Source organism: Bacteroides sp. AF29-11 (genome assembly GCF_003602895.1).
Taxonomy (GTDB): domain Bacteria; phylum Bacteroidota; class Bacteroidia; order Bacteroidales; family Bacteroidaceae; genus Bacteroides; species Bacteroides uniformis.
In genome coordinates, this window is sequence record NZ_QTLY01000003.1 from 435,325 (window position 1) to 447,495 (window position 12,171).

Below are 12,171 nucleotides of genomic sequence, written 5' to 3' on the forward strand. Positions count from 1 at the left end.
ATATAAAGCTGATTAATTGTTTTCCGGACGAAGTTTACGAACTGTAACAGCTGTCTGCCACATTTCGCTTTCACGCAAGGCTTTCAATTCTGCATTCAGCTTCTCACGATAATCGGGTTTGGAGTTACTGTCGATAGAAATCTGGGCTTCGTTGCCCGACTTCACACTTGCATACAATTTCTGTACAACCGGCTTGATGGCATCATGGAACGGGGTCATCCAATCCAGCGCACCACGCTGTGCCGTAGTAGAACAGTTGGCATACATCCAGTCCATACCGTTCTTGGCAAACAATGGCATCAAAGATTGAGTCAACTCTTCCACTGTTTCATTGAATGCTTCAGAAGGAGTATGGCCGTTTTCGCGCAATACTTCATACTGAGCCAACAGTAATCCCTGGATAGCACCCATCAATGAACCGCGTTCACCGGTCAAGTCGGAAGTGGCTTCGCGGATGAAAGTTGTCTCGAACAAATATCCCGAACCGATACCGATACCCAGTGCAATCGTCTTGTCAAAAGCCTTACCCGTAGCATCTTGATAGACGGCATATGATGAGTTCAAGCCACGCCCTTCGAGGAACATGGTACGAAGTGAAGTACCGGAACCTTTGGGAGCAACCATAATAACATCAATATCTTTAGGAGGAACCACGCCGGTACGGTCGTTCCAGGTAATAGCAAAACCATGAGAGAAGTAAAGAGCCTTCCCGGGAGTCAAATAAGGTTTGATAGTCGGCCATACAGACATTACAGCTGCGTCAGACAACAGACACATGACGATAGTACCTTTCTGACAAGCCTCTTCGATGCCGAACAAAGTCTCACCCGGTACCCATCCGTCAGCCACAGCCTTTTCGTATGTCTTACCCGGACGTTGTCCTACAATCACATTGAAACCGTTATCACGCAAGTTGCAAGCCTGGCCCGGGCCTTGTACGCCATAACCGATTACTGCAATTGTTTCATCTTTCAAAATCTCACGTGCTTTTTCCAAAGGAAATTCTTCGCGGGTCATTACATTCTCAATAACACCGCCAAAATTCAATTGTGCCATTTTTTGTTTTAATTTTTATTTGTGGCTTACGCCAACGTTGATAAATTTATTTATTTCTCTGTAAATATCACTTTAGAACGACAGACCACTTCGCTGCCATTCTTTTTCACCTCCACATCGTAAACGCCCTCACCGGCATCATCCATGAACAAAGTCAACTCATCCCCATAATAGCTTTCGGCTACATATGCCATTTCAAAACGACGGATGCGCTTCTCCTTATACATCTCTATCGGGAACAAATCAAGGATATGCTCGATGTAACGGATGCTGTTCACATGCCCGTTAATGTCAATATCACTGTATTTGGCTACCAAAGCAGCAACCGGTTCCTTTGAGGCCACCTTTATCCGCGAAGGTTTTTCTATCGGGCAAGGCTCATCGCAAACATAATCTACAATGCTGCCACTATGAAGAGCCAGCAAATCTGCCGGCTTACGGGTATTCATGCTAATCATCGCCCAAACGGAACGTGCATACCCAATCTTCTTACCCTCCTTATCGATGATAGCGAAATTACGGTCTGTAAAAAGGCGATAGACATTCTCCACCCAAGTCTGAATGGAGAAATCTTCGTACTGATAAGGCATTTCATCCAGTTCGACAGCCAGACGGGACAATACCCAAGTATAATTGTCCTCGTTTAGAGTCGCGATGCCAAAACCGCGGTCGCTGGCATGGAAACCCGCACAATTCAACAAATGGTTGCCCAATACTCCCATTGTCAGCCGTCCGGTAAAGTCGACATGAAACGGTTCGGCAACAAACTTGTAGGTACCTATCTTATTGTTCTCGCTCATCATGATTCCTGGTGTTTACTTTGACGATATTTTGCTTCACGGTCCGCCAGATATTCATTGACACGCTCAAAGCAGCTGGTCGTAATGGCTACGCGACCCGAACGGACGAACTGAAGTACGCAATCCAACTGGCGCAACTCCTCATAAAGATTGGTTATTTCCTCACTCATGCCATTCTTCTCAACAATGGCAAATACAGCATTCACCTCCACAATACGGGCATTGTACTTACGGATTACTTTGGACACCTCCGGTTTTTCTTCCAGCGTAGGGGTCGTTATTTTATAGAGAGCAATCTCGTGCTGATAGATTTCATCATCCGTAAAATAATGGGCTTGCAGCACATCTATTTTCTTGGTAATCTGCTTGGTCACCTTTTCAATGGTATCCTTGTCCGTCCAAGCGGTAATGGTATATTTATGTACCCCCTTGATGGAGGAGGCCGATACATTTAAACTTTCGATGTTTATCTGCCGACGGGTAAACACAGCCGTCACTTGATTCAGCAAACCGGCAAAGTTTTCCGAATGAACAATGATTGTATATAGTTTTTTATCCATAGATAGAGTAAATTCTTTAATTTCGCATGACTTCAGCATTCCAACAACATCTGATTGACCGAACCGCCCGGAGGTGTCATCGGCATTACATTTCCTTCTTCCTCCACACAAGCTTCGAGCAGGAACGGTCCGTCGGTTGCTATCATCTCGTCAATCGCTTTTGCCAGCTCCTCGCGGGTCATTACCCTGCGTGCAGGAATATCATATGCCGAAGCAATCTTCATATAATCCGGATTCATCATCGGAGTAAACGAATAACGACGATTGAAAAACATCGCCTGCCATTGACGAACATTGCCCAAGAAGTTATTGTTCAACAGAATCATCTTCACCGGAGCCTTTTGTTCCATGATGGTACCCAGTTCCTGCAGGTTCATCTGCAAGCCGCCGTCTCCCATGAATACGCATACCGTGCGGTCCGGACGTCCAAAAGTGGCACCGATAGCTGCCGGAAGGCCGAAGCCCATAGTACCCAGGCCACCGGAAGTAACAATGCTACGTTCCTTGCTGTATTTGAAATAACGGGCGGACATCATCTGATTCTGGCCGACATCAGTCACCAATATCGCCCCGTTATGGGTAGCCTCACTCACAGCACGCACCACCTCACCCATGCTTAGCGCTTTTCCTGCCGGATGTAATTCCGGACGGATTACCTTTTCCTCTTCCACTTCCTCGTATTGCCGGAAACTGTCAATCCATTCCTGATGGTTGGCGGGTTCCAGCAATTGGGTAACGGCAGCCAGTGTCTCTTTGCAATCTCCCAGGACAGCAACATCGGTCTTTACATTCTTATCTATTTCGGCAGGGTCAATATCAAAGTGGATAATCTTCGCCTGCTTGGCATATGTTTCCAATTTACCCGTCACACGGTCATCAAAGCGCATGCCTACGGCGATAAGGACATCACATTTATTGGTATTGATATTGGGCCCCAGGTTACCGTGCATACCAAGCATTCCTTTGTTCAACGGATGGTTCGTAGGTAATGCGGAAAGTCCCAATAAAGTGCATCCGGCAGGCATTCCGGCTTTCTCAATGAAAGCACGAAGCTCTTGCTGGGCTTCTCCCAGCTCCACGCCTTGTCCTACCAGCACCAAAGGCCGTTCCGCACCATTTATTAATTCAGCAGCCTGCCGTATGGCCTCCGGCTCCATTTCGGGAACGGGAAGATAGCTACGGACATAGTCCACCTTAGTAGGCGCATATTCTGTTTTCTCCACTTGGGCGTTTTTAGCAAAATCCAGCACGACCGGTCCCGGACGTCCGCTCTTTGCCACATAGAAAGCACGTGCCACTGCCCAGGCCACATCTTCTGCACGACGAATCTGGTAACTCCATTTCGTGATAGGCTGAGTAATGCCTACCAAGTCCACTTCTTGAAATGCATCCGTACCCAAGAAGTTCGTCCCTACCTGGCCGGCAATGACAACGATAGGCGTACTGTCAATCATGGCATCTGCAATGCCCGTGATAGTATTGGTAGCACCCGGTCCACTGGTAACCAGACAAACGCCAACCTCGCCTGATACACGTGCAAAGCCTTGTGCCGCATGGGTTGCTCCTTGTTCATGGCGAACCAGGATGTGGTTCAATTCCTTCCGGTGGTCGTATAAGGCATCGAATACCGGCATGATGCTCCCTCCCGGATAACCGAAAATAGTCTTTACTCCCTGATGCTCCAGAGAGCGCATCAATGCTTCTGCGCCTGTTATTAGAGCCTCACCCCGACCCTCTCCTTGGGAGAGGGAGGAAAAGTTACTCTTTTTATTATTATCAGCCATACTTTATCTATTCATTATATTTAAAAGCTCAATAGTAGCTTGAAAAATTTGTTTCATTCTCTCCTCCCCTCGCTTTCGGAAAGGGGGGCTTTTAATCAATCAGCCTCACAGCCCCTTTGTCAGCGGAACTCACCATACTGGCATATGCTTTCAATGCTTTGGAGACTTCACGGTTGCGGGTTACCGGAGTCATAGGGCGTGCTGCAAGCTCTTCATCCGTCAACTTCACATTGATAGAACGGTTCGGTATATCAATTTCGATAATGTCCCCATCCTTAATCTTGCCGATATTACCACCGGCAGCCGCTTCGGGAGAAACATGTCCGATACTTAGTCCGGAAGTACCGCCACTAAAACGCCCGTCGGTAATCAATGCACACTCCTTACCCAGATGGCGGGATTTGATATAAGAAGTAGGATAAAGCATCTCTTGCATACCCGGTCCACCTTTCGGCCCTTCGTGAGTGATGACGACGACGTCTCCACTGACCACCTTTCCACCCAGAATACCGTCACAAGCCGCATCTTGTGAGTCGAAGACTTTCGCTGGCCCCGTAAATTTCCAGATACTCTCGTCTACACCGGCAGTCTTGACAACGCAACCGTCCTGAGCTATATTTCCCTTCAAAACCGCCAGACCGCCATCCTTGCTGTATGCATGTTCCAAATCACGGATACAACCGGTCGCACGGTCCGTATCGAGTTCCTTATAAGACGCATTTTGTGAGCCGAGTACCAGATTGAACTTTCCGGCTGCCGCACTGGAGTATTTCTTGATTGCCTCTTTACATACATTAGAGCTGGTAATACTATACCGGTCGATTGCCTCTGCCAACGTCATTCCATCCACACGGTGGACATTCGTATCGACCAATCCGCCCTTGGCAAGCTCATCCATGATGGCAATGATACCACCGGCACGGTTAACGTCTTGTACATGATACTTTTGGGTATTGGGAGCCACCTTGCATAAGCAGGGGGTCTTGCGGGAGAGCATGTCAATGTCGTCCATCTTAAAATCCGCTCCGGCTTCGTGAGCCACAGCCAACAAATGAAGTACCGTATTAGTGGAACCGCCCATCGCAATATCCAGCGTCATGGCATTCAAAAATGCCTCGCGGGTAGCAATACTGCGCGGGAGTACACTCTCATCCCCTTCTTCATAATATCTAAAGGCATTCTCTACAATCAACTTGGCTGCATCCTCAAATAGTTTCTTGCGATTTTCGTGAGTGGCTACAATCGTGCCGTTACCGGGCAGTGCCAATCCAATCGCTTCATTCAAGCAATTCATGGAATTAGCGGTAAACATGCCTGAGCAGCATCCGCAAGTGGGGCAGGCATGTTGCTCAATCTGTGCCACCTCTTTATCGCCCACACTTTCATCAGCAGATTTAATCATGGCATCAATCAAATCCAAATGCTGTCCGTTCCATTCCCCGGCTTCCATCGGACCGCCTGAAACAAACACAGTCGGTATATTCAGCCTCATAGCCGCCATCAACATCCCCGGAGTAATCTTGTCACAGTTACTGATGCAAACCATAGCATCCGCCTTATGGGCATTTACCATATACTCCACACTATCGGCAATGATATCTCTTGAAGGCAGGGAATAAAGCATACCGTCGTGTCCCATAGCGATACCGTCGTCAATGGCAATCGTATTGAACTCCGCAGCAAAACACCCCAGCTTTTCAATCTCTTCCTTTACAAACTGGCCTATTTCGTGCAGGTGTACATGTCCGGGGACGAATTGTGTAAATGAATTGACTATAGCGATAATGGGCTTACCCATCTGTTCCTTCTTCATACCATTCGCCGTCCACAATGCACGGGCTCCCGCCATGCGGCGACCTTGTGTGCTGAACGAGCTGCGTAACTGATGCTTCATTTTCAAATCTCCTTTTAATGAAAAAGCCTCTCCCACTATAGTGAGAAAGGCTTAATAAATTATCTTCTAACGTACGAATACATACATAACCTTTCTCACGCTCTTGATGCCACCACCACGACGCGAATAATATGCAGGACTGCCAGGTTAATAGATGTATATAAATTCATAACTTAATTCTTCTTTTTTGTTTCAAACGTGCTGCAAAGGTAAGGGCTTTTTTATAATCTCCAAACAAATTGAAGAAAAAAATAAGATAAATATGAATAATCGTAAGAAAATGTCGCCCTAAAATCCTATTTTATCACTTAACAGTTCTAAATAGAACCATTCAGACAGCCAATGTAAATGTATTGCCAATCATTGAAACCATTTAATAATCTGAAAATTACCAAAGGCTCTCTACATCCCGAAACAAAAAATTCGTATCTTTGTCTCTTCAAATACTCAAAAAAAAGTATTTACTAATTAAATAAAGATAGAAAATTAATGGAAACAGTAGAAAACAAGTACATCACCGTAGCATATAAGCTGTACTCAATCGAAAACGGAGAAAAAGATTTCGAAGAAGAAGCACCCGTAGAGCATCCTTTTCAGTTTATCTCAGGTCTGGGAATGACACTCGAACCCTTTGAAGCCCAGATAAAAGACTTGCAGATAGGCGATAAATTCGACTTTACCATTCCGGCATCAGAAGCTTATGGTGAATATGACGACGACCATGTTATTGACCTCCCCAAAGAAATCTTCATGATAGAAGGAGAATTCGACAGCGACCGTGTAGTGGAAGGCGCCGTCATCCCCTTGATGACTTCTGAAGGTCAACGCATCAATGGAAGTGTAGTAGAAGTAAAGGAAGACGTAGTTGTAATGGACATGAATCATCCACTCGCAGGTTGTGATTTGAACTTTACCGGAGAAGTGGTGGAAAGCCGTCCGGCTACGAACGAAGAGCTTGCTGAAGTTGCCCGTATGATGGGTGGCGGTTGCGGCAGCTGCGGTTGTGGTGACTGTGGCGACGGATGCGGCGACCATGAATGTGGAGGCGGATGCTGCCACTAAAGAATTAAAAATTAAAGAATTAGAAATTAAAGAATTACCACGCGGCATGCTTAATACAGTGTAGCTTGGTTCTTTAATTTCTAATTCTTTAATTTTTAATTTCTATATTATTTACTTGTCATTATCTCCAATACCAATTTATCCGTTTCATTCATTCCTTTAGAACCGATTTTTGTCAGATTACGGATACTTTGATCCACATCCTCATCAATAATACCTTCCACGGAAGTTACACAACGGTTTTCCATAGCCATAATAGCCGACAGCACTGCGGTTGAAACTCCGGTGGTTACTTTCAATGCACAACTGGGTTTGGCACCATCACAAATCATTCCGGTAAGATTGGCAATCATGTTCTGTACAGCATATGCCACCTGCTCGTATGTGCCTCCCATCAGCCAAGTTATACCGCAACTGGAACCCGTGGCAGCAACCACACAACCGCATAAGGCAGATAACCGTCCCAAACTCTGCTTGATATAAATTACCGTCAAATGACTCAACATCAAAGCACGGATAATTTCCTCCTCCGACTTTCCGTTCTCTTCTGCATAAACAAGTACCGGTAAAGTAGCTGAAATACCTTGGTTACCACTACCGGAATTACTCATAACCGGAATCATAGCACCTGCCATACGAGCATCGCATGCACCAGAGGTATAAGATAAGATATGAGAAAACACACTATCCCCCATAATTTTATGTTCATAGGTACCACGAAGTATTTTCCCCAAAGCATGACCGTAATCACCCTCAAAAGAACGCTCGGCCGCAGCCTTATTCAAACGGGCTGTCTCGAGAATGAATCGAATCTCGTCCAACGGAGTGGTCATTGCAAAATCATAGACTTTACGTAAAGACAAATCAAGAGCTTTCTCCTCTGCTTCTGTAGAGGCTTCTGCTTGCCTGCTCAACAATATATCATTGTTGAGCGCTATATATATAAAGGTAGTATGCCCGCCCGCAATGACTGCCGTAGATTTATCTTCTCCCGCCTCACAACAAACTTCAATATAAAGTTTCTCTTCAATGCCATCTTTTAATGATATATGGATTCGCTTCTCATCAATAAAGCGCTTTCCTTCTTCCACGGTATCAGAAGTGCTATCTTTCAAAACTTCCAATTGATATGCTGATTTACCGATTAAGGCTCCCAATGCCACAGCAATAGGTAATCCAATCATACCGGTACCAGGAATACCCACCCCCATTGCATTCTTCAAGATATTAGCACTTAAAAGGACTGTTATCTTTTCCGGACGTTTACCAAGAACTTCTGTAGCTTTTGCCACACATAATGCCACAGCTATAGGCTCTGTGCAACCTATGGCAGGAACCACCTCAGATTTAACTAAAGCATTAATCTGTCGTCTCTCAATTTCTGTCATTTTGTTTCCACTGTTTGATTATTCAATATGCAAATGTAGGAAAAAACTAATAAAAAAATCAGATTCGGTGGCAAAACATAAGTCAAAAAGAAAGAGGGTGCTAATTGAAAACGCCCTCTTCTTTCGCTTGCAACGCTATTTTAACAAGACTACTTAGAAACTTTATGAGAACCTGATGAAATATCAATTCCTATTTTGAATACGGTGCTCTCTTTCCACACCTGTTCTAAATCTGTCATAGATTCAATATTCAACATGGTTCTAATGTATTTACCAACCGGACTTCCCAATATCTTTATATCCAAACCATCTATCAAAGCATCCAATTCCGGCAACAATGGATAAATAAGCGGCATCAGCATATCAAAAAAATCTTTATCGAGATACACATAAATGTTATCTATTGTAACTCCATCGGATACAGTAATCTCAGATATTTCATAATTCAACGGGAAGCCATCCAAAAGATAACCCACTAACTTTTCAACATCTGCATCCGAAATCTTTGTAAGATCCAACTTGGACAAAATTCCTTCGCTACCGAGATTTCCTAAAAGTCCAGACAAGAGGGCCTTTATTTCAGCACCTTTCATTCCTCTTAATCCTTCCAGAATCTCCGTTAAAGCAACCGTATTTTTAGTATCAGCACCATCTTGATTTTCCATAATCTTATTGATAATGCTTGAGAGATTCAATACAAGATTGATATGGTCGCCGCTAACATACCAATAAGCAAAATTTGTCGGAGAAGTCACCCAGGAAACATTGCTCGTAGAAGGCAAACTTGACAATATACCTTTAACAATATCAGCTGTTTCAATATTGATTTCTTGTGCATAATCAGCTACAATATTCCCGTCTGCCTTGAACTCTACATCTTTTAGCAGTTTCACCATCACAGCCGACAAAATTCCACTGCCCAAATTGCTAATATTATCAGCTGTTTTACCTCCACTATAAGTTGAAAGTAAATTTATCTTGGCAGGTGCATAAGGTCTCCTTTTCACATCAGTTCCCGTGGTAGTGTAAAGCTTATCACAAAGCAACCACTTCTTCACCAAATCCCCTGAAGTTTCCGTCGTCACTTCAACTTTAGCTTTACCATCCATAGTTATATTACCATTAACTTTCACAGCAATGGAACTAACCAATTCAGATACTACTTTTGTTGTCGGAACAGAGGCCGTCCCCTGATACTGAAAGAGCCCACCTGTTTGTTCTGTAACAACTACATCAATCTCAATCTCATTGACACCTCTGATTGCTTTAGTCAAAGTCAGCACCCCATTATTTTCATCTACCATAGCTAATTTGACACTTGCACCTACTTGCGGTAAAGTATTTGTTGTCAAAGCCAAGTTTCCGGCAGAAATTTCTTGTGTAGGCAGCTTTTTCCAGTTTGGTTTGTCCTCATCACTACAAGCAGTAAACATACCCATAAAACAAATCAATGCAAATAAGTAAAGCAAATTTTTCTTCATATTTTTAATAGTTTCAGTTTATTGAAAGCCCCTAAAAGGGCCATAAAATCTCTTTAATTTAAAGGGCGAAGTACGCTTAAAAAGAATAAAGATACAAGATCTTTTCTATGGAAAAGATGTTCTGATTTAAAGAAAAATCGAGTAATCCACAACTCATCCTGCCCCCTGATATATAGAGAGTTCTCTCTATCAAATTGGAAAGAGAGAACTCTCTATATAGCTATGGAACTACTTCAAAATACAGCTCCATGAATCAGTTTACTTCGCAATCAAATCCAATCCCAAATTAAATTCAGAGGTTTGAGCAGAAAGATTCCAATAGTTACCAATCAACTGCACAAATATTCCTGCAGCCTTAGCTTCTTCCGGCAATATGCCAGAGGCAGCCAAAGCATCCCAAATATAAGTAAAATCAGATGCATAAACAGGATCCCCCCAAGCATCAACTTCTCCCGTATTGGTCATTTTGAACAACGGGTCGAATACATCCTTATCTAAATATAAATATGTATGTCCATCTTTTGAAACCGGTACCATAGGAAAACCATTCTTAACCATACCCAGCAAATGCTCAAAAGAAGCATCACTAACCTTGTCTAAATCAAATCCAACAGTCTTCAAAAGTTCTTTAATCATAGCCGGCTGACCGTTCAACACTTGTTCTATGATTCCACTAAGATTACCCATATTTTCGCCTCCGACTGTAGCTAAAATGGAAGCAATATCAAGTTTTACATAAATTTTGCCATCTTTCGGGAACCAATAGGCCAAATTTTTAGGTGAAGTTGTCCAACCACTTTCCGCTACTAAATCCTTAATTGTATTTTGTGCAGGAAAAGCACCGGACATGATGACTCCCATCATCCAACTCGCTTCAAAAACTATATTGGGCTTAGCAACATAATCGGCAGTAATATTACCATCCGCAGACAAAGTTACACCATGCAAGGTCTGTGGCAGCAAAGCTCCTCCCAAACATCTGAACAAGCCAGTCATTAGGTCAACATATTCTTCCGGTTTTTCCGTTACTACACCCTCTTCCATTACATTTGCTTTCCAAGTTGAATAAAGAGCTCCGGCAACTGGATAATTGGCCAATGTCATTCCCATACATTCAAAGCCTTCAACTGTTGAATAGGATGCGAGTTCATAAGTCTTTGCCCAATCTGATGTATTTGCCAGAGTTGCATTCAACTCCAAAGAAAGCACTCCGGTAGCAGCAGAAAATGAACCTGAATACTTAACCGTATTATTTGCCGCTGTAGTAGCTTCACCAGAAAAACTTCCGGAAGCATCAGGTTGCACATTGGAAATCTTCACTTGATCTTCTCCCGGAACAACACCTTGCAAAACAAGCTCCATATTGCTACCATCCACAGCACTCAAAACAGCCGTTTTCCCAATCATTACTGAACCGCCATATTTCAGTGCCAGCTTTTCTCCATTGTAAGTACCTACATATAATCCCAATCCAGAAGCTTTCATATCAACTTTGATAGATCCATCTAAATAAACAATGCCGCTTACTTCAACAGTCATAATTGCCGGAACGCTTGCAGCTTCTTTCGTTATGGCTGGAGCTGTATTCAATTTTGCAGTACCTGCAAAAATAAAAGAATCACCTGATTGTTTCTGTAATTCAACATTAACAGGCACATTCTCATAACCTGGAATTACATTTTTCAAGGTTAAAATACCCTCAGATTCATTTTTAACAGACATTTGAACAGAACCAGAGGTTGATTTCACGCCATTGACAGTCAAATCAGCCTTATCTCCAGATAACTCTGTCTGAGGAATTTGCTGCCAAGTATCATCATCGTCATCACTACAAGCCGTGAATAAACTCATTGAACAGATCAATGCAAATAAATAAAATAAATTCTTTTTCATACTTTTTTGAGTACTTGTTTAGTTAATAAAAAGCTTCCAAAGAAGCTATTAATTTCCCAATTTTAAATCAAAGGTGCAAAGTAACACTTTTTAAGAATACCAGACAAGGTCTTTTCTAAAAAAAGGATGTTCTTTTTTTAAGGTACGTTTTACTAACATATTAAAGATAATCATTACTATTTTTAATTTTAATTAGCCGGGTACCGGAAACCAACTACTTTTTCCACCAATTATAATTCATTAGACTAAGGTC

At 43.1% G+C, this 12,171-nt stretch carries 9 protein-coding genes; 1 reads left to right on the forward strand and 8 read right to left on the reverse strand.

The features are described from left to right. Nucleotides 1-12 precede the first annotated feature (12 nt). The 5 genes from ilvC to ilvD all read right to left on the reverse strand — a co-directional run bounded on the left by ilvC (nucleotide 13) and on the right by ilvD (nucleotide 6,094). Nucleotides 13-1,056: a ketol-acid reductoisomerase gene (ilvC, locus tag DWZ03_RS07270; RefSeq protein ID WP_005833131.1), complete on the reverse strand. Its 1,044-nt coding sequence runs from the start codon at nucleotides 1,054-1,056 to the stop codon at nucleotides 13-15. A gap of 50 nt (nucleotides 1,057-1,106) precedes the next feature. Beyond that, the gene (locus tag DWZ03_RS07275) at nucleotides 1,107-1,856 is read right to left on the reverse strand and encodes an acyl-[acyl-carrier-protein] thioesterase (protein WP_034523242.1); all 750 of its coding nucleotides are present in this window, start codon (nucleotides 1,854-1,856) and stop codon (nucleotides 1,107-1,109) included. After that, the gene (gene ilvN, locus DWZ03_RS07280) at nucleotides 1,856-2,416 is read right to left on the reverse strand and encodes an acetolactate synthase small subunit (RefSeq protein ID WP_005833135.1); all 561 of its coding nucleotides are present in this window, start codon (nucleotides 2,414-2,416) and stop codon (nucleotides 1,856-1,858) included. Before ilvN ends, DWZ03_RS07275 begins: the two co-directional genes overlap by 1 nt. Nucleotides 2,417-2,448: 32 nt before the next feature. Then, complete coding sequence (gene ilvB, locus DWZ03_RS07285) at nucleotides 2,449-4,200, reverse strand: biosynthetic-type acetolactate synthase large subunit (RefSeq protein WP_057087213.1); 1,752 nt, start codon at nucleotides 4,198-4,200, stop codon at nucleotides 2,449-2,451. 91 nt (nucleotides 4,201-4,291) lie between these two features. After that, nucleotides 4,292-6,094 (reverse strand): dihydroxy-acid dehydratase, encoded by a 1,803-nt coding sequence (ilvD, locus tag DWZ03_RS07290; protein ID WP_120129386.1) that lies wholly within the window; start codon nucleotides 6,092-6,094, stop codon nucleotides 4,292-4,294. 489 nt (nucleotides 6,095-6,583) lie between these two features. Between ilvD and DWZ03_RS07295 the strand changes: the two genes are divergently transcribed. Next, nucleotides 6,584-7,156 carry a peptidylprolyl isomerase gene (locus DWZ03_RS07295; RefSeq protein ID WP_005833142.1) on the forward strand — a complete coding sequence of 191 codons (573 nt, stop codon included), beginning with the start codon at nucleotides 6,584-6,586 and terminating at the stop codon, nucleotides 7,154-7,156. Between the two features lie 107 nt (nucleotides 7,157-7,263). Here the strand turns inward: DWZ03_RS07295 and DWZ03_RS07300 are convergent, their stop codons facing one another. The 3 genes from DWZ03_RS07300 to DWZ03_RS07310 all read right to left on the reverse strand — a co-directional run bounded on the left by DWZ03_RS07300 (nucleotide 7,264) and on the right by DWZ03_RS07310 (nucleotide 11,918). Next, on the reverse strand, nucleotides 7,264-8,544 hold the full coding sequence (locus DWZ03_RS07300) for a serine dehydratase subunit alpha family protein (protein ID WP_120129388.1): 1,281 nt from the start codon (nucleotides 8,542-8,544) through the stop codon (nucleotides 7,264-7,266). A gap of 149 nt (nucleotides 8,545-8,693) precedes the next feature. Then, complete coding sequence (locus tag DWZ03_RS07305; protein ID WP_120129391.1) at nucleotides 8,694-10,025, reverse strand: DUF4925 domain-containing protein; 1,332 nt, start codon at nucleotides 10,023-10,025, stop codon at nucleotides 8,694-8,696. 258 nt (nucleotides 10,026-10,283) lie between these two features. Then, nucleotides 10,284-11,918 (reverse strand): DUF4925 domain-containing protein, encoded by a 1,635-nt coding sequence (locus tag DWZ03_RS07310; RefSeq protein WP_120129394.1) that lies wholly within the window; start codon nucleotides 11,916-11,918, stop codon nucleotides 10,284-10,286. Between the last annotated feature and the right edge of the window lie 253 nt (nucleotides 11,919-12,171).

Bases quoted from the DNA above. Each gene is read 5' to 3' on its own strand.
- ilvC (WP_005833131.1), bottom strand. From the start codon at position 1,056: ATGGCACAATTGAATTTTGGCGGTGTTATTGAGAATGTAATGACCCGC.
- DWZ03_RS07300 (WP_120129388.1), bottom strand. From the start codon at position 8,544: ATGACAGAAATTGAGAGACGACAGATTAATGCTTTAGTTAAATCTGAG.
- DWZ03_RS07310 (WP_120129394.1), bottom strand. From the start codon at position 11,918: ATGAAAAAGAATTTATTTTATTTATTTGCATTGATCTGTTCAATGAGT.
- DWZ03_RS07295 (WP_005833142.1), top strand. From the start codon at position 6,584: ATGGAAACAGTAGAAAACAAGTACATCACCGTAGCATATAAGCTGTAC.
- DWZ03_RS07275 (WP_034523242.1), bottom strand. From the start codon at position 1,856: ATGAGCGAGAACAATAAGATAGGTACCTACAAGTTTGTTGCCGAACCG.
- ilvD (WP_120129386.1), bottom strand. From the start codon at position 6,094: ATGAAGCATCAGTTACGCAGCTCGTTCAGCACACAAGGTCGCCGCATG.
- DWZ03_RS07305 (WP_120129391.1), bottom strand. From the start codon at position 10,025: ATGAAGAAAAATTTGCTTTACTTATTTGCATTGATTTGTTTTATGGGT.
- ilvN (WP_005833135.1), bottom strand. From the start codon at position 2,416: ATGGATAAAAAACTATATACAATCATTGTTCATTCGGAAAACTTTGCC.
- ilvB (WP_057087213.1), bottom strand. From the start codon at position 4,200: ATGGCTGATAATAATAAAAAGAGTAACTTTTCCTCCCTCTCCCAAGGA.